Origin of the sequence: Amaricoccus tamworthensis, from assembly GCF_049800875.1 — a bacterium.
GTDB lineage: Bacteria > Pseudomonadota > Alphaproteobacteria > Rhodobacterales > Rhodobacteraceae > Amaricoccus > Amaricoccus tamworthensis.
This window is the reverse complement of the sequence record NZ_JBNAFV010000014.1, coordinates 39,839-62,223: the sequence shown is the minus strand read 5'-3', so window position 1 is coordinate 62,223 and position 22,385 is coordinate 39,839. Positions and strand designations below refer to the sequence as shown.

Genomic DNA, 22,385 nt, shown 5'->3' with positions numbered 1-22,385 from the left:
ATGAAAGGCGACTTTTCATGGTTTGATTACCGGCCATCGGACAACTTTACCGGCGTGCTGGAACAGCAGGGCCGGGTGCGTATCGACCGCGACGGTCTTGCGGCGGAGGAAATCGGCCGCAATTTGCGTAACCTTATGGGGCGCGATGCCTTCGGCCCTGGGCGGGTCGCGGTTCCGGCGGAGGCCAGCGGGTCGTTCCGGATTGCCGGGGCCTCCACGGATGGCACGGATGTTGAGGTGACCTATGCGCCGGGGCGGGCCTGGATCGAGGGCATTCCGCTGATCTCGGGGCGGGAGATTACCGGCACGGCCACGTATCTGCCGCCGCCGCTTCAGGAGCCGGTGGGGCCGGACAGCATTGATGCGGATGTGCGCGACGCGGTTGTTCTGGAGGTCTGGGAGGACTCGGTCAGTGCCTTTCAGGACCTGAGCCTGCTGGAACCGGCGCTTGGCGGGGTGGATACCACCGCGCGGGTGCGGGTGTGCCACCGGCTGCGTCTGCGGCGGCTGGGGCCGGATGAGGACTGCCGCACCATTGATCTGCGCGATGATCCGGCAACTCTGGGGCGGCTGACGGTCACACCGGCCCCGGCCATTGCCATTGCGGGTGACTGTCCGGTGGAGGCGGGGGGCGGCTATGCCGGGGCGGAGCATCGGCTCTACTGTGTTGAGATCACGCAGCCCCGCGACGGAAATGAGCGGTTCCTCTGGTCGCGTCATGGCGGCGGTCTCGTCGGGCGGGGCCGGTATGACGCGGTGGAGCAGACGATTGAGATTACTCATAACCTGCCGATGATCCGGGCGGCGGGTGTCACCGGCATGACGCTTCAGGCACTGTCGGAGGTGGCGGGGACTGGGTGCTGGGAAGTGGTATTCGAGGCCACGGTGTCGCTGGATTCGGATGGTGTTCTCAATGTCACCGATGCCGTGGGCACATGGCCTGCGGGTCCAGGTGAGCACGGGTTTTTCAGGCTTTGGGACGGTGTTGCGCCGGTCGGTGAGTTCATTGGCGCGAATGAGGTCGATGACGGCATTCTGCTCGATTTCACGCCACCGGCCGAAGGCGCGTTCCGCCCTGGGGACCGCTGGCAGTTTCAGGCGCGGGCGGATGGCGAGGGGTTTGATCCCTCGGTCTGGCCGACCGATGCGCCGCCGCAGGGGGTGCGGTATCACCGCGCGCCGCTGGGTATTCTGACCTGGACCGGGCCGGCACCGCAGGAGTTGGGACCGGATGACATCAGTGACTGCCGCGACAGTTTTCCGCCGCTGACCGATCCCTGCCCGTGCTGCACCATCACGGTGGGCGACGGGCGCCGCACCCATGCGGATGAGGACAGTATCGAGGCGGCCATTGAGCGGCTGCCGTCCTCCGGCGGGCGGATCTGCCTGCTGCCTGGACTGCACGAGACCAATGCGGTTTTGCATGAGCGGGCCAATATCACCATCAAGGGCTGCGGGCGGGATACCCGTGTCGTGCCACGGCCGGGGCAAAGGGATGAGCCGGTTTTTCATGTCTCGGACTGCGAGAACATCCGTCTGACCGGGATGGAGATCATCACGCTCTCCGGTGTGGGGATCTTTGGCGAGTCGTCCGATGACGATGCCCTGCGGCAGATTTACATTGCCGGGAACCGCATCATTGCCTGTGTGCGGGCGGTGCAGTTCGAGGGTGGCAGTGATATCGCAATCCGTGAAAACCGTATCCGCATGATCGACAGGAACGGCTCCGGCGTGGCGGTTTATCTGGCGGCGTCGGACAGCCGTATCGAGGACAATGACATTGGTGTGGTTCCGGCGGAGGTGACGCCGCGCCCGCCCGATGACGGGGAGGACGATGACGAGCCGGAGGATCCCAACGATCCCTGCGCCGACGAGGAAACCATCTATGCCAATATCGGGTTTCTGATCGGGTTTGTTGAGTTTCTGTTCGGGTTCACGCTGACGGCCTATCTGCCGCCGCCCTATCGCGCGCTTGGCGGTGTTCAGCTCGGCGCCGGTACGGTGCGGACCTGGGTGCTCGACAACCGTATTCTGGGCGGTGCGGGCAATGGCATCACCCTTGGTGGCAGCCACATCGTCGAGGGCGGGGATGGCGGCGGGAACGGTCCGGTGTTCCAGGATGTTGCCCTGGTGCGGACCGACCTGGTTGTGGAGGGCGAGGCGATCGACCCGGACGGCAACCCGGCGTCGGGGACGACCTTTCAGATCCGCTCACCATCGGGGCAGGTGCGCAGTTTTGAGGTCAGTGCCAGCGGCGGGTTCACGATCCGGCTTTTCGAGGAGGAGGGCACGCACCGGATCTCGCCGGTGACGACCGGCATTGGAATTGAGACGGCGGAAATCCTGGGGCGGATCACCACCGGACGGGGGTCGCTGGTGCGGATGCGCCTCGGGCTGAACCGCCAGAGGGAGGAGGCCGATCCGCGGCTTGGGTTCCTCTATGGCATTCGCATCGAAGACAATGTCATTTCGGAGATGGGCCTGAACGGAATAGGTATTCCACCCGCGCCCGGTGTCCTCGGCATCAGCGCGGAGGTACAGCCGGACAGCCCGACCCTGCGCAGGGTTCGGGCGGATGAGCCGCGTTTCTCGGTGGCGCGGGCGGCGGCGGTTAACCCGGCGCTGGAACGGCTGGGGCATCCGGTCAATGATCTGACGATCCGCAACAACCGGATTGTGCGTAACCTGGGTCGGCCCTTCAGCACCGCGATGCTGGATGCGGCGCGCGTGTCCGGGTTTGGCGGGATTTCCCTTGGCCTGTGCGAGACGGTGACGGTTGCGGGCAACCGGATTGAGTCGAACGGGCGGCGGCATGTTGATCCGGTCTGCGGGATTTTCATTCTGTTCGGTGAACAGGTGGAGATTACCGACAACCTGATCCGCGACAATGGTCCCTTTGAGCGGACCGAGGCGGAGATCCGGACGGGGCTGCGCAGCGGTATTGCCGGGATTTTCCTGTCCATCGGGCTGGATGATTTCGGGGCGGATGACAATCGCGGCAGCCTGACGGTCAAACCGGCGCTGCGGGTGCATGACAATGTGGTGCAGCAGCCCATGGGGCGGGCGATGACGGTGATGGCGGCCGGACCGGTTTCGGTGATTGCAAACCACCTGACGGCCGAGCGGACGGGTGCGGAGGCCGCGGACCGTATGGCCGGGGCGCTGATGCTGATCAGTCTCAGCGGCGTGGGCAACCTGCCCTCCGGCGGGTGTCTGGTGAATTCCAACCAGATTTCGCTCGGGGCCGAGAGTGAGGCGATGATCGCCGTGGCGCTGGCGGCGGCGGAGGATCTGGGGCTCGATGCCAACCAGATCCACGCGCTGCATGGCGGGCTCGTCTCCGGCGACCGGTCGTTCATGCTCAACACGCTGGTGTTTGCGGGATCGACGCGGGCGACGGGCAACCGGTTCCGGGAGCCGTTCCGGTCGACGGAGACGGCGTTTCAGCTTTCGCTGCTGTCGCTCACCACCCTGATGAACACCGCGACGTCGAACCAGGGGGATCACTGCATTTATGCCTTTGATCTGGGGTCGCCACCGAAGCTGATGTCGGGCGGTAACATGGTTTTCGATACGACCTTCTGTGACCAGTTGCAGTCGGCCGCCGCGGGTGCGGCGCGGAACCCGATTTTGGGGACGGCGGGTCTGAAGGATTTGGGGTTCATCAACGATCTTGATGAGCCCGAGGGGGCCGGGCGGGTCTATGGCCAGGCGCTCGATGCCAATCTGGTGACGCTGAACACCTATCAGCAGGCGAGGCTGACGGAGGCGGTGGAGTACAAGACCGCCAATGCGGCGCTTCTCGACAATGAAATCGCGAGGCTTGAGACCGGCGGAGGTGCGCGGGCCGATATCGTGGCGGCCAACCGGGCGCGGCTGGCGACGATCCGGCGTGACGTGACGCGCATCCGGGCGGCGCAGGAGATTGTGGCCGACAAGCCGGAGATCGTGGAGGAGGAAACCGACGACAACAACCGCAGGCTTGTGGTGCTTCAGGGGCGTGTCACCACCCTGCGGGGCGTTGGCATTGCGCTGGCGGAGGTGGCGCTTGGGGATGCGCGGGGCCGTCCGGTCACGGCGCTTCAGCCTGGTACGACCGACAGGAACGGCAAGTATGCGATGCGGTTCTCCATGGACGAGATCGAGCGGAGTGGCGCGGATTTCGACCGTGGCGCGACCATCATTGCCACGCCGCCGACCCGCGGGGCCGAGAGCGTGGCAAGTCGGGTGTTCGAGCTTGGCAGGGCGTCGCTTCTGGTTCCCGACATTCGCATTCAGAGCGATTCCGACAGGCTGCCTGAGGAACGCGAGAGGGATCCGCTGCGACCAACCCGGCCGGACGTCAGACGTCCGACACTGGTGCCGGGGCGCAGGCTGACGGCGACCTCAGGGCGGATCAAGCCTCTGTTGCGGGCGATGAAGGCTGACGTGGATCGGGAGGAGTAACGGTGATCCGGGCCGCCCGTTCGTATCAGGACGCACGCGGGTCGCCCGCGCCCGCGATCCGGCGGGTTGCGCGGGGGCCGGTGGTGCCGGTGCAGATGAAGGCGGGGTGTTCCTGTGGCGGTGGCTGCCCGGATTGCAGCGCGAAGACCAGCCGGCTTGAGGATGAGGCGGAGGCCGCAGCGGACAGCTTCGTGCAGCGAAAGGCCGCGCCGGATCTTTCCCCTGCAGAGGAGGAGCCGATGCAGAGCCGTGACGGCGGGGCCGGGGGAGGGGAGGTGCCCCTGGCGGATCCGGGCGCGGGTGAGGCTTTGCCGCGGGAACTGGCTGCGTCGCTTGGTGGGCATTTCGGCCGGGATTTTTCGGGGGTGCGGGTGCATCACGATACGGCGGCGGGGCGGTCGGCCCGTCAGTTGGGCGCGAGGGCCTGGACACTGGGGCGTGACATTGTCTTCGCGCCTGGGGAATACGCGCCGGCCGCGGCGGAGGGGCGTCACCTGATCGCCCATGAGGTGGCCCATGTTGTGCAGCAGGGTCATGCCCCCGCCGTGCCGGGCGGGGTGGCGAAGCCGCTTTCTCCCGCGCCGCGGAGTATCCAGCGGCTCTGTGGGCCGTCGGAGATTGGCGATGTTCCGGGCTGTGTCGACACGGGCGGTGATATCTTTGGGGAGCCGTTTCTGTTCAATGTGAACTGCGACACCTTTCGGCCTGGTGAGGAGGACCGGCTGCGCGGTGCCGCCCGTGATCTGCTCGGCTCGGCGGCGACGGTCAGCGTGCACGGGTTTGCTAGCGAGGACGGGGCTGCGGATTTCAACAGGGATCTGTCCTGCATGCGTGCCAACCGGGCGGCGCAGATCCTGCGCGATGTTGGCCTGGCGGTTGTGGCGCTGCATTCCCATGGCGGGGTTCCTGGTGAGGCGGCGGAACGCCGGAGTGTGGTGCTGGACCCGAGGTCGGAACCGGCGCCCGTGCCGGAGCCGGTGCCGGTTGAGGAGGACCGGGAGACCCCCGCGCCCGACCCCGTTCAGTGCGGTGACTTCGAGACCTGGGTTGTGCGCACGGTGCTCAACATCGACCCGACGCTTCTGGGCGATGTCACCGAATGCCTGTGTGAGTTCATCAAGCTCGCGGATGTGATGGAATCCATCGCGCAGCTGGTGGCGTCGGGGATTTTTCCCAAGCGGCTGGCTGTTTTGATCGAGATTGCGGACTGTCTCTGCAATTTCTGGGACTGGCTTCAGCTGGTCTATGAGACCGGGTCGGATGGCGGCTGCTGGGCGTTTGAGAATTACGACAGTTCGGATTTCGCCCGCACCGTCGGATTTTTCACCGCGACCATCGCGGACTGTTTTTCGCAGACCATCAGCAACTGGGTGATGGACCAACTTGGAGACCTGCTGTTTGAGCTGCTGGTGATCGAGGGCGGTGCCGCGGGCTCACCTGGCGGACCGGTCGGCGCGGGCGGGGGTGCGGTCCTGGGCGCCGTGATTGCCGTTCTGGCTCGGGTGGTTCTGGTGGAGAAGGTGGCGGAGGTTGGGGACCTGATCGCCGATCTGTTCCTGTATTTGAGCCAGAACCAGATCTCTCACGGGACGATTTTTCCTCTTGATGGCTGCCGGTCCTGCGGCCGTATCCCGTCCCATTTTGGCGGTCCGGACTGGTCGGGATACTGCGACAGCGCGAATGAGTATCTGATTCCGAAAGCCCTGCGTGTGCCCGACTGGCATGGTGCGGAGGAGCAGCCGGAATGAGCCAGGTTCATTCCAGATCCGCCAAACAGACCGCCAGCCCAGGCGGACCCGCCGCCCGGCCAAAGCCACGCGCGGCTGTGCGTCCGGTGCAGCGGAAGGAGGGGGGCTGTTCCTGTGGTGGGGGATGTCCGGCCTGTCAGGCGGAGAAGCGGGCGGAAAATGAGGCCGACCGGGTTGCCGATGACATTCTCGCCAACCGGCCGCCGGGCGCTGTGACCGCCACGCCGCCGCCGGTTCAGGCGAAGGAGGCGGGGGGTGGTCTGACGCCAGGGCCCGTGCCGCATCCAGGTCCGGGGCGGCCTTTGGCGGGACCGTCGCGTGGTTTCTTTGAGGGGCGGTTTGGGCAGGATTTTAGTGGTGTGCGCATCCATGACGGGCCGGGCGCCCATGCCTCGGCCATGGCGATTAACGCCCGCGCCTATACCAGCGGGTCCGATATTGTCTTCGCGCGGGGTGAGTTTGCGCCTGGGACGCGCCGGGGCGATCACCTGCTCGCCCATGAGCTGACCCATGTGATCCAGCAGCGGCAGGGGCAGGCTTCGGTTCAGCGGGTTCCGGCGGATGATGAGATTGGGGGGGTGCAGTATGAGGTGGAGGACCGACAGCTCAGTGTATTTTTTGAGCAGGGTTCATTCATGATTGATGCGCATGAACACACAAAACTCGATCGGATTGTCCCGCCAATGCCGGCGGTTGGTGTCGCTGATGTGCGCGTTCAGGGATTTCGCTCCCGCGATGAGCCAGGTGACCTGGCCCTGCAAAGGGCCGACGAGGTTCGCCTTGCCCTCCTTAACCGAAACCGTCTTCTTAATGTAAGTGCTCAGGGTAATCCGACATCATTTCAGGACAGATATGATTATCGGAATGCCCGACGCGCGGACCTCGTCGAGGACACGCCCGCCTCGACACAAACACCCTGTCCTCCAAGCGCTGCGGAATACCATGCGGGCTGCCCGACGCCGCCAACTGCGGCGATCGACATTCATACGGCGTTTGGCAATGCCACGGGGGCCGTTTCCGCGACCGTCACGGCGCTTGAGGGGTTGCGGGACAGCCCGCGGTCCCATGTCTCGACCCGGGCGCTCGTGACCCGCTTCTTCGGGGCGGGGGCGGATGTGGACGCGCTGATTTCGGACTACGGCATCCTTGGTGAGCAGATCAGCCGCGTGTCCCGTACCGATTTTGGTGACGGCCCGGTATCGGGGAACGGGTTCCGCTGCGGAACGCAATGCAACAATCTGTGCGACGATGCGGATGCGCTGACCGATGGCGGAAGCTCGGACTGTGATATTAAGATTTGCCAGTCCGTTTTGGAGGGAACGATGCAGGATGCGGTGATAACCCTGGTTCATGAAGCCTCCCATTGCACGACCGGACTCGGAACAGGCGGGACCGGTACGCAGGATGATTTCTATGTTGGCGAAAAAACCGTGCAATTCCTCACGCAGAGCGAGCGGACCGACAGCGCGGATATTCTGGCGCTGTTCGTGCATGAGGTGAACCATGGCGGGCCGAACACGATCCAGCCGGATTTCGTCGATGATGTCTCCGCGTTCCGGCGCAGTGAACGTCCGAAGGTGGAGGAGGCACTCGCCCGCATGGCCAAATGGCTCGACTCGTCCAGTCTGACGATGATCGACGTGTTCAACAGTGTCATGGAGGCCAGAACACAGAACTGGTCAGGGCTTTTTGGGGAGGACATATACCAGCACATCCACAGGCATTTTAGCCCGGCCATCAGCCTGAGCAGTCCCGCGGGCCACACCGATGACGCGGATATCAATTCCATTGCGGCGGTCAAGGACCGCATCACGGTGCTCGCCGATCACGTAAACGGCAATTCCATTACCGCCCGGCCGGGGCATCCGACCGAATGGGACGGGCCCTCGGGCGGGTCATCCGTGCTGCCTGGTACTGAGGTCCAGGTGGACAGGGCGGCGATACGGGTTCTGGACCTCGAGGGGCTGATCCGGAAACTCCTGCACGCCCTGATGTTGGCCTCGCCGCATGTCTCGGCGTCGCTTGCCAGGAACTACGTTTTGTTGGTTGATTTTATCCGGAGAGGCAACGGGGTTGGCCCCTGACGCTATCCGGGGTGTGATCCGGTTTCCCAGTGGGGGCCGATGCGGTGTTTTTTGAGGAGGCGGCCGAGGGTTCGGCGTTCCTTGCCGGCGCGGGCGGCGGCGGCGGTGACGTTGCCTCCGTTTTCCTCCATGAGGCGTTGGAGGTAGCGGCGCTCGAAGCGGGCGAGGGCCTGGGATCTGGCCGTGTCGAAATCGCCCATGGCCGTGTCGAACGTGGCGGGGGCGGTGGTGCCGGGGGGCAGGATGTCGGCCAGCCTGATCGTGTCGGCGGGTGCGTTGAGGACGGCGCGGTGGATGAGGTTTTCAAGCTGTCTCACGTTGCCGGGCAGGTCGTGCTGTTCGAGCCAGCGGGCCGCATCGGGTGAGAGGACCATTTCGGAGCGGTTGTAGGTGCCTCGAAAGACGGTGATGAAGTGGCGCGCCAGTTCGGTCACGTCGCCCAGGCGTTCGCGCAGGGGGGGCAGGGTGAGGGCCAGGACGTTGAGGCGGAAGAACAGGTCCTCGCGGAACTGCCCCGCTGCGACCACGGAGGCCAGTGGCCGGTTCGAGGCGGTGAGGATGCGCACGTCCACCTGGGCCGCCTGGCCGCCGCCAACGGGGCGCACCTCGCCCTGTTGCAGGAAGCGCAGGAGGGCGACCTGGGCCCGGGGGCCGAGGGTGTCGATCTCGTCAAGGAAGAGGGTGCCGCCATCGGCCTGCTGCACAAGGCCGGTGCGGGCGGAGGTGGCTCCGGTGAAGGCGCCGGCCTCGTGACCGAAGAGTTCGTTTTCCACCAGTTCGGAGGGAATGCAGCCGCAGTTCACCGCCACGAAGGCGCCCCTGCGGCCGCTCAGACGGTTGATGAGACGGGCGACGAGTTCCTTGCCGGTGCCGGTTTCGCCCTCGATCACCACGGGGGCCGCGCTGGCGGCGATGCGTTCGGCCTCGTCGAGGACGCGGGTGAAGTTGGCGGCGTTGCCCACGATTCCGGCCTCGGCGCGGCAGACCTGGACGGTCTCGCGGCGTGCGTTCAATCCGGCCACAAAATGTTCCAGCCGGACGCCAAGCTCGCTGGTGCTCCAGGGGGCTTCGAGGAAGTCGGTGGCCGCGCGCATCATGCGGTCGGTGCCGTCACCGCCACGGCGGTTTACCACGCAAATCCAGGGCGTTGCCCCAAGTTTCTCAAGTATGTCGTGATTGCCGGGGTCCCGCTGGCCGTTCAATACCACAAGCTTCGGCCCGCGTGGGGACGCCGCCTGTTTCAACCATGTGCCGCCGTTATGGACCCTGGTCCCGTAGCCCAGGGTGTCGACATCTCTCGCAAACGCTTTTCCCGTATCGCAGTCAGCAAAATTCAGAATATCAAATACCGGTTGGTCGCTACAAACCTGTGCCACGCCGCCCCCGCAAAATATGAGAAGTCAAATCCGCTCCCCTCTATATTATACACGTTTTTCGCTCATTTTTGTAGCTTTACGGGTATGGCCCTGCTCAGGCGGGGGAGCGCGGGATGGTGGGTTTTGGGCTTTGGGCAAAAGTTTCGTGAAAACAGGCGTGTTCCCGGCGTTGTGTAAATGGTCTCGTAAGCGTGGGCTGTCCCGGCCTGTGGCGATTTGTGTTGTGCTGAGCCGGGAACTGTAGACTAATTGCCGGAACCTGAGAGGGTTTGTTGCGATTTTGGGTTAAGTGGAGGCATTTGGAAAGGAAGACAATTAATTTTATCATTCATATCAATATTATATACAGACTTGTTTCTGTGAGAGTAGATGGTTGAAGCGCCCCGGTGGACGCGGGGTGGGCAGGTTTTCTAAAATGTCCAGGGTATGCGGAATTGTTCGGAAGGGTGGACGATGATTATTGATGCGCATCAGCATTTTTGGAAGCTGGACCGGGGGGATTATTTTTGGATGAGCCCGGATCTGGGGCGGATTTACCGGGATTACGGGCCGGATGATCTGCGGGGGCATCTGGTCAAAGGGGGTGTCAGCAAGACGGTTCTGGTGCAGGCGGCTGACAGTATTGCGGAAACGCAGTTCATGCTTCAGATCGCGGCGAAGGCCGAGTTTGTGGCCGGTGTGGTGGGCTGGGTCGGGCTGGATCAGCGGGATTCCATTACCATGATCGACAGGCTGCGCGCGAAGTCGACGCTGAAGGGCCTGCGCCCGATGTTGCAGGACATTAAGGACACGGACTGGATCTTGATGCCGCCGGTTCTGAAATCCCTCGCGCATCTGGAGGAGGTGGGGCTGCGGTTCGATGCGCTGGTGCAGCCGCGGCATCTGGAGGTGCTGCTGGAGGTGGCGCAGCGTTTTCCGAAGCTGCAGATCGTTGTGGACCATGTGGCCAAGCCGGTCATGGGCAATGGCGCTCTGCCCGATCCGGCCTGGGAGCGGGGGATGCGGAACCTGGCGGCGCTGCCCAATGTGTACTGCAAGCTGTCGGGCATGGCGACGGAGGCCGGACGGGACTGGAAAATCGACGATCTGCGCCCCTTCGCGGATGTGGTGCTCGACGCGTTCGGGCCGTCGAAACTGATGTGGGGCAGCGACTGGCCGGTGGCCGAGATGGTCACGGAGTACGACACCTGGCTCGACACAGCCTGGGAGCTGACCGAAGGACTGTCGTCGGCGGAGCAGAAAGAGGTGTTCGGCGGCACGGCGCAGCGGTTCTACGGGCTTTAAGGGGCCGGGGGGAAAAGGGTTTGGTTGGAGGCGGCTCTGCCGGTTAGGCTGACACGCAGCAGAGCGGGAGCCCAGCCATGACATTCGATCAGATCGTTGCCACCGTCGCGGGGCTTCTGGCCGGGGGGCCTGTTGCCAGCGGGTTCCCGGAACTGGCTGAGGGGGGATTTGATCCCGCCCTGCCGGTGGAGATCGCGCCCTGTCCACGGCCGCTGCTGCCGCAGGAGATTGAGGGCGAGACGGTGGTCTGTGGGACCATTTCGGTGCCGGAGGATCACGGGGCGCCGGAGGGGCGGCGCATTCCGCTGTTTTTCACGGTGCTGAAGGCGGACACGGATTATCCGGCGCCGGACCCCCTGGTGCATCTGCACGGGGGGCCGGGCGGTGGGATTCTGGGGAGTTTTGCCGGGTTTGCGCAGCTCTTTGAGCCGTTCCGGCGGACCCGCGACGTGGTGATGTTCGACCAGCGGGCGGCGGGGCTGTCGGGGGCGAGCACCTCCTGTTTCGAGGCGATGCGGGCGCATATCGACCTGCTGATCGATCCGGAGTTTGAGGAATACGGGACGGAGGAGATCGGCGACGGCCCGGGCCTCACGGAGCGCTGTGTCGGGGAGTTGGGCACGCGCGACGTTGATCTGTCGAAATACAACACGCTGGAAAACGCGCGGGACGTGCGGGCGGTGATGACCGGGCTGGGGTATGAGGCGTACAACCTCTACGGCATTTCCTATGGCACGAAGCTGACGCTCGAGGTGATGCGCTCGGCGCCGGAGGGGTTGCGGGCGGTGATCCTGGACGGGGTCGCGCCGCCGCATGTGAAGCTCTACGACACAATCGCGACGCCGCTCGACGAGGCGATCGGGATGGTGGTCGACCTGTGCGCGGCGGATGCGGCCTGTGACGCCGCCTATCCCGATCTGGGCGGGGTGATTACCGGGGTGTTGGAGAAGGCCGCGGCGGGGGAGCTGGAGATGAATGGCGAGCCGGTGCCGCTCGAGTTTGTGCTGGCGCCCATTATGGTCCGCAACGGGGCCTATCGGCGGGAGAGCCTGACCCCGGTTATTCCGGCGCTGATGTATGAACTGAGCGAGGGGGTGACGCCGACCTGGGACGCTCTGCTGGCCGACGGGTTGCAGCCCGATACGCTGAGCGACGTGCGGGCGGAAGAGGTGCGCGCGCGGATTGCGGAGCTGGAGGGCGATCCGCAGCGGGCGGCGGAGACGGTGATGGCGGAGGCCGATCAGACGAAGGCCGCGTCGATGGCCCTGCACCATTCACTGGAACAATTGCATGTGGCGCTGCAGCGGGACCGTGACCTCGGGCCGCTGGGGGCATTGTTTGACCGGGAGTTGCAGCGGGCCGGTGGGGCGTGGCGGGAGGACCCGGAGGCCGCGCTGGCGGCTGCGCGGGATTACCTGGAGTTGCAGACCGGGCGGCGGAGCAAGGTGCGCCTGGCGGCCTTTGTCGCGCGGCATTTCGAGGATGACGAACGGCTGCTGGCCCTCATTGAGGCGATGAACGGGGAGGAGTTGGAGCAGGTCTACCGCATCATTGCCGTGGCCGCGGACCGGCCGGAGCATGAGTATCTCGGCAACCTGCATCTGGCGGTCTATGCCTGCCAGGAGGACATACCCTACAACTCGTTCGAGGGGTTTGAGGAAACCACGGCAACGGGGCGGTTCCCGGTGCTGCGCGATTTATGGGCGCCGGAGATTGGGACGTTTTACGAGATGTGCGGGGCGTTTGAGCCGGTGGAGCGTGAGGGGTTTCACGAGCCGGTGGTGAGCGACATTCCGACCCTGTCGATCGGGTCGGGCTGGGACATTCAGACGGCGGCAAGCTGGGCGGAAACGGCGGTTGAGACGCTGCCGAACGGGCAGGCGATCATCATTCCGGAGGCGGGGCACGGGGCGGCGATCTACCAGTCCTGCGTGATCGACATGGGGGTTGCGTTTATCAACGACCCGTCGATGGAGATTGACGACCGCTGCCGCGCGGCGGCGATGCCCGGGTTCTGGATCCGGCCCACGGCGGAGTAGGGTGCCGAGGGGGCCTCGGATCAGTTCGCTTTGGGGTTTCGCGGTATGCCGCGTTCAAGGTCCGGGGTGATCGGGATGTGTTCCTGATCGTCGCCGGGCGGGAGGCGGAAGGGGCCGCTTTCCCAGTCGGCGGCTTTCCAGGCTTCCTTCGCCTCCTCGATCCGGTCGCGGGATGACGAGACGAAATTCCACCAGATGTAGCGGCCCTCGTTCATGGTCGCGCCGCCGAGCGCCATCAGCCGTGCGCCCGCTTCGCCGGCGCGGACACTGATCGCGTCGCCGGGACGGAAGACCATCATGCGGCCCGCCTCAAAGTTGTCGCCCGCGATCTCAACGGAGCCTTCGGTGACGTAAATCCCGCGATCCTCGTGGTCGTCGGGGAGCGGGAAATGGGCGCCGGGTTGCAGGACCACGTCGAGGTAGAAGGTCTCGGACTGCATGGTGACGGGGCTCATTTTGCCAAAGGCGGAGCCGAGGATCAGCCGGGCCGCAATGCCCGCGTCGTCAATCTCGGGCAGGGCGGTCTGTTTGTGGTGTTCGAAATCGGGTGCCATGTCCTCGCGGTCCTCCGGCAGGGCGATCCAGGTCTGGATGCCGAAGAGGCTGTGACGGGTGGCGCGGGTCTCGGCGCTGGTGCGCTCGGAATGGGTGACGCCACGGCCCGCGACCATCCAGTTGACCTCGCCGGGGTAGATCATCTGGTGTGTGCCGAGACTGTCGCGGTGTTCGAACTCGCCCTGGTAGAGGTAGGTCACGGTGCCAAGCCCGATATGCGGGTGGGGGCGCACGTCGATGCCGCCATCGGTGATGAACTCGGCCGGGCGCATCTGGTCGAAGAAGATGAAGGGTCCCACCATCTGGCGCTTCGGGGAAGGCAGGGCGCGGCGCACCTCGAAGCCGCCGATGTCGCGGGCACGCGGGATGATCAGCGTCTCAAGCGCGCCGTCACTGCTCAGCGGGCATTCGGGGTTCTGTCTGGGGTTCCAGCTCATCCGGTGTCCTTCCTGAATCCCTGCGTGTCGATCCGGTATTCAGTTTAGCAAGATTGCGGAAATCGCGCCATCGGGTCGTGGGGTGTTCGGATCACATCCGCGAGGGTCTGGAGGGTCACTATTGCAGCTCGCTGTAGGGGCAGACATCGTTCTCGAACGGCACGTGGCGCCGTCGGAAGCTGGTGTCGGGGATGGCCGCAGGGTTGCTGATCCGGTCCATGCGGAAGTGCCGGAAGCCGTCGCGCATTGGGTCCCAGGCGACGAGATACCACAGGGGCGGGAGGATGAGCATGGCCTGGGGTTCGACCTCGCGCCGGGTGACGCGGGATTTCGCATCGCGGTAGTCGAAGCGCATGAGCTGGCGGCCGAGGAAGGCGGCCTCGAAGGCGGGGAGAAGTTCGGGCTCCATCCGGCCCATGTCGGAGAGGTCCTGTAGTGGTGAGAGTTGTCCAACATGGAGGCAGTCGAGAAAGGCGCGCAGGTCCCGGACCCTGTCGGCGGGCAGGGATTTTTCGATTTTGGCGAGGCCCGCGTCGGCGAGTTCGGAAAAGGGCAGGGTTCCGGCCGCGCGCATGGCCGCGACGCTGATGAGCAGGGCGAAGACCTCCTGCACCGAGAGGCGGGTGGTGGTCTGCACCGAGCGGGGGTCGAGTTGCAGACCGCCGCCGCGCCCGACATCGGAATGGATCACGTAGCCCTCATCGCGCAGCGCGCTGATGTCGCGCAGGATGGTGCGGCGTGACGCACCGACCTCCGACGCGAGCGTGTCGATGGTCGAGGTGCCGTTGCGACGGAGGCTGCGCACAATGGCGTCGTGTCGGGGTCTGATGTTCATGTGGCCATGCTATCACAAATGGTGCCAGTTTTTGGCACTGTTATGCGTCATACCCGTTTCAGCAACAAAAAAAGGAGATTGCGACATGGAACGGACGGCAGTGAATCCCTGGCAGTGGTCGGTGGGACTTGGCTACAACCAGGGGGAAATCATCGACGGCGCGACGCGCCAGGTGATCTGTTCCGGGCAGACGGCGGTGGACGCGGATGGCGTGCCGCAGCACCCTGGTGACATGCGGGCGCAGATGGCGCTGGCGCTCGACAATCTGGAGGCCGTGCTGGCGCAGGCGGGGATGAGCCCGGCCAATGTCATCCGGCTTGGGGTTTATGCCCTCGACGTGGATGAGGCGCTGAGGAATTTTGACCTGATGGGGATGAGGTTTGGCCCCCATCAGGTCGCCCCGCCGATGACACTGCTGGGGGTCACCCGTCTGGCCTTGCCGGGGCTGCTCTTTGAGATCGAGGCCACGGCGATGGCCTGAGCGGGGTCAGTAGACGCTGGTCAGAAGCTCCGGTTTTTGCGAGGGCAGGACGATGACGGCCGCGCCGTGGACGGAGCGGTCGTTCAGGTCGATGACGTCCTGGTTGAGCATGCGGATGCAGCCCGAGGACACCGCGCGGCCCAGCTCCCAGGGCGAGGCGTCGCCATGGATGCGGTAGAGCGTGTCGACGCCGTCCTGGAACAGGTAGAGCGCGCGGGCGCCCATCGGGTTGTCGGGACCTGGGTCCATGCCGCCATTTGCCACCGAGTAGGGTTCCAGTTCGGGTCGCCGCAGGATCATGCTCTCCGGCACTTTCCAGACTGGCCATTCGCGAGTGAACTGAAGCCGGGCCGTGCCCTCCCAGTCGAACCCGGCGGCACCGACGCTGACGCCGTAGCGCATGGCGCGCTCCGGGCTCTCAACAAAGTGCAGCAAAGCGTCGTTAGGGTCGATGACGATGGTGCCGCGGGGGTGTTCCGGCCAGGGGTTTGTAACCTCCTGCCGCCAGTATTCGGGTGCGAGTGAACCATCGGGCACTGCCGGAACCGGATGGGGCTCGTCGGTGATCGCGTGGTAAAAATCCGGCACGGGAGGGTATTGAGGTGCGGCCGGTGTTTCGGGTGCCGCGGGTTCGGGCTCCGGGCGCGCACAGGCGGTGAGACCTGCCGCGGCGGCAAGGGAGAGAAGTTTTCGTCGTGTCAGCACGGGGGTGTCCTGGTCTTTGTTGCACAAAAGGCGCGTCATGCGCCGCTTTGGCTATGAAAACCGGGGCGGGTCGGTTGGCGGAGCCTGGGGCCGGTTGGCGGCGCGCCAGGTGTCCGTGCGGAACGGCTCGGCCACTGTGGTGCGGGTCCGGATGTCCAGGGTGGTGGCCGAGGCCACCATATCGGGGCCGCAGACCATGCCAGCGAGGGCGGCAATCCGGCATTTTTTGGCAGGGGTTGTCAGAGTGGCGGCATCAGCGGAGACGGCGTGGTCGGGCATGACCCGTGGCCCCTGGGCTTTGACGGTCGCGCCCCAGGCCCCCCAGGGAAGGAGGAGCACCGCAATCATCACAATCAGGCCGCGCCGCAAAATGTCCATCCGATTGAATTTAGAGGTGTGTTTTGGGAAAAACAATCGTGGCGGGGCGCGGGCCGTGCCCGGAGCGTGGGGCATCACGGGCATTTGAGCGGGTGGCACGGAACAGAGGGGCTTCAGCCCCGCCGTGCCTGCGCCGGACCGGTCCGGGAGGGCCGGCGCACTCAGGTGGTTCGCGCTGGTGGTGCCGGAAGGGTACGGGACGCCATAAAATTGCGTTGCGCCGTCGTTGGGCGCGCCAGCCCCCGGTCCGGCGCTGGCACGGCTTTTCCCGTAGATCAGAGCGAGGGCTGACTAGTTTACAAAAAAGGGCGCACCAACCGGCGCGCCCCTCTGTGTTTTGATCGGTCTGAACCCGCTTACTTCACGTCGAAGCGGTCGAGGTTCATGACCTTGGTCCAGGCGTCTACGAACTGCTGGACGAAGGTTTCGGCGCTGTCGTCCTGGGCGTAGGCCTCGGACAGGGCGCGGAGCTGGGAGTTGGAGCCGAAGACCAGATCAACACGGGTTCCGGTCCATTTGACCTCGTCGCCCACCTTGCCCACGAACACGTTGTTTTCTTCCGTGGACGGGGTCCAGGTGGTGTTCATGTCGAGGATGTTGACGAAGAAGTCGTTGGACAGGGTGCCCGGACGGTCGGTCAGGACGCCGTGCTGTGCATGGCCGACATTGGCGTCGAGCGCGCGCATTCCGCCGATGAGAACGGTCATTTCCGGGGCGGTCAGCGTCAGAAGCTGAGCCCGGTCCACCAGCATTTCCTCGGCGGAAAGGGTGTAGTCCGCTTTCATCCAGTTGCGGAACCCGTCCGCGGCCGGCTCAAGAACCTCCATGCCTTCCGCGTCGGTCTGCTCGGCGGTGGCGTCGGTGCGGCCCGGCGTAAAGGGCACGGTCACGTCGTAACCGCCCGCTTTCGCGGCTTCCTCGACGGCGGCACAGCCACCCAGAACGATCATGTCGGCAATGGAGACGGCCTTGTTGCCCGACTGCGCGGCGTTGAAGCCCTCGCGGATGGTCTCAAGGGTCTCGAGCACCTTCGACAGCTGCTCCGGATCGTTGCAGGCCCAGTCCTTCATCGGAGCCAGGCGGATGCGCGCACCGTTTGCGCCGCCGCGATGGTCCGAGCCACGGTATGTCGCGGCGGAGGCCCAGGCGGTTGCGACCAGTTCACGGATCGAGAGGCCCGATGCCATGATCTTGATCTTGAGGTCCGCGATGTCGGCCTGGTCGATCAGGTCGTGGTCAACCGGGGGAAGCGGATCCTGCCAGATCAGGTCCTCGGCCGGAACCTCCTCACCCAGATAACGGGATTTCGGTCCCATGTCGCGGTGGATCAGTTTGAACCAGGCGCGGGCGAAGGCATCGGCGAACTCTTCCGGGTTTTCCAGGAAGTGTTTGGCGATCTTCTTGTATTCCGGGTCGGTGCGCATCGCCATGTCGGCGGTGGTCATCATAGGAGCGTGTTTTTTGGACGGATCGTGGGCGTCCGGAACGGTGCCTTCGCCGCCAATAGCCGTCCACTGGTGGGCGCCGGCGGGGCTCTTGGTCAGTTCCCACTCGTATCCAAACAGGGTCTCGAGATAGGTCATGTCCCATTTGGTCGGTGTCGGCGTCCAGGCGCCCTCGATGCCGCTGACGGTGGTGTGGGCGCCAAGTCCGGATTCGAAACTGTTTTTCCAGCCCAGACCCATCTGCTCCATCGGGGAGGCTTCAGGCTCGGGACCAACGAGGGCGGCATCACCCGCACCGTGGCATTTGCCGAAGGTGTGGCCACCGGCGGTGAGGGCGACGGTCTCGTAGTCGTTCATGCCCATGCGGCCAAAGGTGTCACGGATGTCGCGACCGGATGCCATCGGATCGGGGTTGCCGTCCGGGCCCTCGGGGTTCACGTAGATCAGGCCCATCTGCACGGCGGCCAGCGGGCTTTCGAGCTCGCGCACGCCGGAGTAGCGGCTGTTAGGCCGGTCGGAGGTGGCCAGCCATTCGGTTTCACCGCCCCAGTAGACGTCCTCCTCGGGCTCGTACACGTCCTCGCGTCCGCCGCCGAAACCAAAGGTTTTGAAGCCCATCGATTCCATTGCGACATTGCCGGCCAGAACCATCAGGTCGGCCCAGGAGATGCGGTTGCCGTACTTTTGTTTGATCGGCCAGAGCAGGCGGCGGGCCTTGTCGAGGCCGCCATTGTCGGGCCAGCTGTTGAGCGGTGCGAAACGCTGCTGTCCGGAGGACGAACCGCCGCGGCCGTCACCGGTGCGGTAGGTGCCAGCACTGTGCCAGGCCATGCGGATGAAGAGGGGACCGTAATGGCCGTAGTCGGCGGGCCACCAGGGCTTGCTGTCGGTCATCAGGGCGGTCAGGTCGGCCTTGAGCGCCTTGAGGTCGAGCTTTTTGAATTCCTCGGCGTAGTCGAAACTCCGGCCGAACGGGTCGGTTGTCGGAGTGTTCTGGTTGAGGATTTTAAGGTTGAGCTGGTTGGGCCACCAGTCACGGTTGCCGCGGGTTTGGTTGCGTGCGGCAATGCTCGTACCATGCATGACCGGGCAGCCGCCGGTATCATTTCCGTCCATTATTCCTCTCCGGTGTGAAGTCGTTACGCGGGCTCAATACCACGTGGGTTCCATACGTTTAAGTTGTATTTTCCTATCGGCGTGATAATTTTTTCCTATGCAGGGACTCACGCTCAGACAGCTCAGATATTTCGAGGCGGTGGCCGCCTGCGGCCATTTTGGGCGGGCGGCGGACATGTGCGCGATCTCCCAGCCCGCGATATCGGTGCAGATCAGGGAGTTGGAGGAAACACTTGGCACGCCGTTGTTTGAACGGGGCGCGCGGCAGATCCGGCTGACGGCGTTTGGGGAGGTTTTCGCGGGCCGGGTTCGGGAGATTTTGCGGGCGGTGGATGATCTCGGGGATCTGGCGCGGTCGTCGCGTGGGGCGCTGGTGGGCAAGCTGAGAATAGGGATCATTCCCACGGTCGCGCCCTATCTGCTGCCCCGGATCATCGGGAACCTGGCGCTGTCCCATGGGGATCTCGACGTGAACGTGCGCGAGACGCAGACCGACCGGCTGATCGCGGATCTGCTGGAGGGGCGGCTCGATACGGCGATTGTGGCGCTGCCGGTGTCGGAGCCGGAGCTGACCGAGGTGCCGCTCTTTGAGGAGGATTTCGTTCTGGTGCGCAGCGTGGCCGAGGGCGACCTGCCCGTGCCGAAACCGTCCAGCCTGTCGGAGATGCGGCTGCTGTTGCTGGAGGAGGGGCACTGTTTTCGTGATCAGGCGCTGGCGTTTTGCGGGATGCGCTCGACCCTGCCGCGGGAGAGCATGGATGGAAGCTCGCTGTCGACGCTGGTGCAGATGGTGTCCACGGGGCTTGGCGTGACGCTGATCCCGGAAATGGCGGTGGATGTGGAGACCCGGTCGGCGGAGGTGTCGGTGTCGCGTTTTCCGCCGCCAAGGCCGTCCCGGACGATTGGCATGATCTGGCGCCGGACCAGCCCTCTGACCGAGCAGCTCACGGGGATATCCGAGGTCGTGCGGCAGTCAGCGCTCGCGCAGCGGGAGCGTCTGGCGGCGGGCTGAGTGGCGTTCCGTCAGATGAAGTCGAAGTCGGATCTGCCGAGATCGGCGATGTCGAAACCCTTGAGAAGGACACCGCCCTTTGAGGTCCACTCCACGAGCACGCCGCCGGAGTCTTCGCTGATGTCGAGGTCGCGGAATTTCAGGTCATTGCCGATGCGGATCAGGTCCGCGCCGTCCCCGAAATCCCTGATGATGTCCTGGCCGTCGCGGGTTTTGCCGGTGAACTCGAACACGTCGTCGCCGGAGCCGCCCTTGAGCGTATCATCGCCCCGGTCGCCGGCGAGCGTATCGTCGCCCTTCTCGCCGTAGAGTTTGTCGTCATCGTCGCCGCCGGAGAGGTCGTCGCGGGAATTGCCGCCACGCATCGTGTCCTCGCCGTCATCGCCGCGCAGGCGGTCGCGGGAGCCGCCTCCATCGAGAAAGTCGTCGCCCCGGCCACCATAAACGCTGTCCCTGCCGCTGTCGCCGTAGAGCTGGTCATGGCCGTTATTGCCGCGGATTTTGTCGTTACCTCCGTCGCCGCTGATCGCGTCCCGGCCGAAGCCGCCCTTGAGGATGTCATCGCCATCGCGGCCGGTGATGATGTCGTTGCCACCGCCGCCCGTGATGGTGTCATCGAATTGGGAGCCGGGCAGGACGTTGGCGTCGGAATCCGCGATCAGGTTCACGCCGGACCCAAGGCCACGCACGGTGACGGTGGCCGAGTGACTGTTCCCGTTGCCGTCGTCGATGGTGTAGCTGAAGCTGTCGCGGCCCTCCGCGCCGTCATTGAGGCGGTAGATGAGCTGTCCATTTGCGGCCTGGCTGACGGTGCCTTTTTCGCCCTGGGTCCAGGAGGTGACACTGAGCGGGTCGTCCTCCCGGTCGGTGTCGTTGTCGAGCACGTCGATGGTGAGCGCGGTCTGTCCCGCGATGGAGGCCACGTCATCGACGGCAGTGGGGCGGTAATTGTCGGGCACGCCGTAGATGACATAGGCCGCACCGGAGTTGAAAAGGGCATCGCCATCGGCTTTCCAGGCGCCGACGATCAGGTCATCGGTGCCGTCGTCGTTGACGTCACCAATGCCGGAGACCGAGCGGCCGCTCAGCGCGTTTCTCTCATCGCCACGGATAGCGAAACCGTCCACGCCGTTGGCGTAGTTTTCAAGCCCGGTGACGTCGAAGCCATCGGTGGAGCCGAAAATGACGTAGCTCGCGCCCTTGTTGGGAACGCCGGGATAGCCGTAGAAGCCGACGCGCGGGGCGCCGATGATGAGGTCGTCGATGCCGTCGCCGTTCACGTCCCCCGCGGCGGAGACGGAGCGACCGGCCTCACCATCCGCAACCCCGCCAAACGCGGCACCGTTTGTGCCATCGAGATCGTCGCGGCTGATGGTGGCGTCGAAGGGCGCGTCGCTTCCGAAGATCACGTAGCTGTCGCCGCGGGAGATCGGGTCGAACACGTCGTAGTCGCGGGGGCCGATGGTGCCGATGATAACATCGTCAAAGCCGTCGCCGTTCACGTCACCGGCTCGGGAGACGGAGGTGACATTGTGCTGTGAACTGCCCTCGCGGTGGATGCGGAAGCCGTTGGTGCTGTCGAGGCTGGCGAGGTCGAAGGTGTCGGTGAAGCCGCTTTCGGTGCCAAACACGACGTAGCTTTCGCCCGCGACCTCTTCATAGGGGTAGGTCACGCCCATTGCACCGACGATGAAATCGTCGATGCCGTCGCCGTTGATGTCGCCTGCCCCGTCGACGCTCCAGCCGGTATTGTCGACGGTCCCGGTGGCCTGAAGCGTGAAGCCGTTGGTGCCGTCGAGGTCTGAGAGTTTGAGCGTGTCTTCGAACCCCGCGTCGGAGCCGTAGACCACATGGGCCTCGCCATAGGGGCCGTCATCATGCGGGTTCGCGTAGCGGGCGCCGATGATCATGTCGCCGATACCGTCGCCGTTCACGTCCCCCGCGCCGGAGACGGAGAAGCCGGTGTTGTCGCCCGCATCGACGCCCTCAATGGCGAAGCCGTTTGTGCCATCGAGGTCGGCCAGGGCGAGGGTTGGGTCGAAGCCGTTCTCCGAGCCGAACACCACATGGGCCGAACCGGCGGGGTCGGAGAAGGGGGAGCCGATGATCAGGTCGTCGATCCCGTCGCCGTTGACGTCACCGGCGGAGGAGACCTCACGGCCGCTGTCATCGCCTGCGGTGGCGCCGTCGAGACGAAAGCCGTTGGTTCCGTCGAGGGACGCGAGGTCGAAGCTGATGTCGAAGCCCTCCGCTGTGCCAAAGACGACGTAGCTCTTGCCTGCGGCGATGTTGGGCGCGCCAATGACGAGGTCGGCGATGCCGTCGTTGTTGACGTCGCCCGCGCCGGAAACGGACCACCCGACCTGATCGGAATGATCGAGGCCTGGAAGGCGGAAGCCGTTGTCGCCGTCGAGGTCGCTGAGGTGGATTTCACTGTAGGCCAT

The 22,385-nt window shown here is 64.8% G+C and carries 14 protein-coding genes; 7 read left to right on the top strand and 7 right to left on the bottom strand.

From position 1 onward, the window contains the following. Genes ACP15P_RS17910 through ACP15P_RS17900 form a run of 3 tightly spaced genes read left to right on the top strand, consistent with a single transcriptional unit; the run spans position 1 to position 8,278 of the window. On the top strand, positions 1 to 4,446 hold the full coding sequence (locus ACP15P_RS17910; protein WP_424929841.1) for a DUF6519 domain-containing protein: 4,446 nt from the start codon (positions 1 to 3) through the stop codon (positions 4,444 to 4,446). A gap of 2 nt (positions 4,447 to 4,448) precedes the next feature. Next, positions 4,449 to 6,194 carry an eCIS core domain-containing protein gene (locus tag ACP15P_RS17905; RefSeq protein ID WP_424929840.1) on the top strand — a complete coding sequence of 582 codons (1,746 nt, stop codon included), beginning with the start codon at positions 4,449 to 4,451 and terminating at the stop codon, positions 6,192 to 6,194. After that, positions 6,191 to 8,278, top strand: coding sequence for an eCIS core domain-containing protein (locus tag ACP15P_RS17900; RefSeq protein WP_424929839.1), 2,088 nt, complete (start codon positions 6,191 to 6,193; stop codon positions 8,276 to 8,278). Before ACP15P_RS17905 ends, ACP15P_RS17900 begins: the two co-directional genes overlap by 4 nt. Positions 8,279 to 8,280: 2 nt before the next feature. On the opposite strand, the gene ACP15P_RS17895 is transcribed toward ACP15P_RS17900, so the two are convergent. Continuing rightward, positions 8,281 to 9,654, bottom strand: coding sequence for a sigma-54 interaction domain-containing protein (locus ACP15P_RS17895; RefSeq protein WP_424929838.1), 1,374 nt, complete (start codon positions 9,652 to 9,654; stop codon positions 8,281 to 8,283). Between the two features lie 453 nt (positions 9,655 to 10,107). Here ACP15P_RS17895 and ACP15P_RS17890 point away from each other — a divergent pair, with 453 nt between their 5' ends. Together ACP15P_RS17890 and ACP15P_RS17885 are read left to right on the top strand one after the other, a co-directional pair. Beyond that, positions 10,108 to 10,938, top strand: a complete 831-nt coding sequence (locus ACP15P_RS17890; protein ID WP_424929837.1) for an amidohydrolase family protein — start codon at positions 10,108 to 10,110, stop codon at positions 10,936 to 10,938. 77 nt (positions 10,939 to 11,015) lie between these two features. Continuing rightward, positions 11,016 to 12,977, top strand: coding sequence for an alpha/beta fold hydrolase (locus tag ACP15P_RS17885; protein WP_424929836.1), 1,962 nt, complete (start codon positions 11,016 to 11,018; stop codon positions 12,975 to 12,977). Between the two features lie 20 nt (positions 12,978 to 12,997). Here the strand turns inward: ACP15P_RS17885 and ACP15P_RS17880 are convergent, their stop codons facing one another. Beyond that, entirely contained in the window at positions 12,998 to 13,969 is a 972-nt protein-coding gene (locus tag ACP15P_RS17880; RefSeq protein ID WP_424929835.1) for a pirin family protein, read from the bottom strand. Positions 13,970 to 14,087: 118 nt separating this feature from the next. Further along, complete coding sequence (locus ACP15P_RS17875) at positions 14,088 to 14,804, bottom strand: helix-turn-helix transcriptional regulator (protein ID WP_424929834.1); 717 nt, start codon at positions 14,802 to 14,804, stop codon at positions 14,088 to 14,090. A gap of 85 nt (positions 14,805 to 14,889) precedes the next feature. On the opposite strand from ACP15P_RS17875, the gene ACP15P_RS17870 reads away from it, so the two are divergent. Then, on the top strand, positions 14,890 to 15,285 hold the full coding sequence (locus tag ACP15P_RS17870; protein ID WP_424929833.1) for a RidA family protein: 396 nt from the start codon (positions 14,890 to 14,892) through the stop codon (positions 15,283 to 15,285). 6 nt (positions 15,286 to 15,291) lie between these two features. Here ACP15P_RS17870 and ACP15P_RS17865 read toward each other — a convergent pair whose 3' ends face one another. From ACP15P_RS17865 to katG, 3 genes are all read right to left on the bottom strand, one after another. Next, positions 15,292 to 15,990 (bottom strand): L,D-transpeptidase, encoded by a 699-nt coding sequence (locus ACP15P_RS17865; protein ID WP_424929832.1) that lies wholly within the window; start codon positions 15,988 to 15,990, stop codon positions 15,292 to 15,294. Between the two features lie 51 nt (positions 15,991 to 16,041). Beyond that, positions 16,042 to 16,359 carry a hypothetical protein gene (locus tag ACP15P_RS17860; protein WP_424929831.1) on the bottom strand — a complete coding sequence of 106 codons (318 nt, stop codon included), beginning with the start codon at positions 16,357 to 16,359 and terminating at the stop codon, positions 16,042 to 16,044. Between the two features lie 365 nt (positions 16,360 to 16,724). Next, positions 16,725 to 18,929 carry a catalase/peroxidase HPI gene (gene katG / locus ACP15P_RS17855; RefSeq protein WP_424929830.1) on the bottom strand — a complete coding sequence of 735 codons (2,205 nt, stop codon included), beginning with the start codon at positions 18,927 to 18,929 and terminating at the stop codon, positions 16,725 to 16,727. A gap of 97 nt (positions 18,930 to 19,026) precedes the next feature. Here katG and ACP15P_RS17850 point away from each other — a divergent pair, with 97 nt between their 5' ends. Next, positions 19,027 to 19,941: a hydrogen peroxide-inducible genes activator gene (locus ACP15P_RS17850; RefSeq protein WP_424929829.1), complete on the top strand. Its 915-nt coding sequence runs from the start codon at positions 19,027 to 19,029 to the stop codon at positions 19,939 to 19,941. Positions 19,942 to 19,952: 11 nt separating this feature from the next. On the opposite strand, the gene ACP15P_RS17845 is transcribed toward ACP15P_RS17850, so the two are convergent. After that, on the bottom strand, positions 19,953 to 22,385 hold the full coding sequence (locus ACP15P_RS17845) for an Ig-like domain-containing protein (protein ID WP_424929828.1): 2,433 nt from the start codon (positions 22,383 to 22,385) through the stop codon (positions 19,953 to 19,955).

Bases quoted from the DNA above. Each gene is read 5' to 3' on its own strand.
- ACP15P_RS17880 (WP_424929835.1), bottom strand. From the start codon at position 13,969: ATGAGCTGGAACCCCAGACAGAACCCCGAATGCCCGCTGAGCAGTGAC.
- ACP15P_RS17910 (WP_424929841.1), top strand. From the start codon at position 1: ATGAAAGGCGACTTTTCATGGTTTGATTACCGGCCATCGGACAACTTT.
- ACP15P_RS17890 (WP_424929837.1), top strand. From the start codon at position 10,108: ATGATTATTGATGCGCATCAGCATTTTTGGAAGCTGGACCGGGGGGAT.
- ACP15P_RS17900 (WP_424929839.1), top strand. From the start codon at position 6,191: ATGAGCCAGGTTCATTCCAGATCCGCCAAACAGACCGCCAGCCCAGGC.
- ACP15P_RS17845 (WP_424929828.1), bottom strand. From the start codon at position 22,385: ATGGCCTACAGTGAAATCCACCTCAGCGACCTCGACGGCGACAACGGC.
- ACP15P_RS17875 (WP_424929834.1), bottom strand. From the start codon at position 14,804: ATGAACATCAGACCCCGACACGACGCCATTGTGCGCAGCCTCCGTCGC.
- katG (WP_424929830.1), bottom strand. From the start codon at position 18,929: ATGGACGGAAATGATACCGGCGGCTGCCCGGTCATGCATGGTACGAGC.
- ACP15P_RS17870 (WP_424929833.1), top strand. From the start codon at position 14,890: ATGGAACGGACGGCAGTGAATCCCTGGCAGTGGTCGGTGGGACTTGGC.
- ACP15P_RS17885 (WP_424929836.1), top strand. From the start codon at position 11,016: ATGACATTCGATCAGATCGTTGCCACCGTCGCGGGGCTTCTGGCCGGG.
- ACP15P_RS17850 (WP_424929829.1), top strand. From the start codon at position 19,027: ATGCAGGGACTCACGCTCAGACAGCTCAGATATTTCGAGGCGGTGGCC.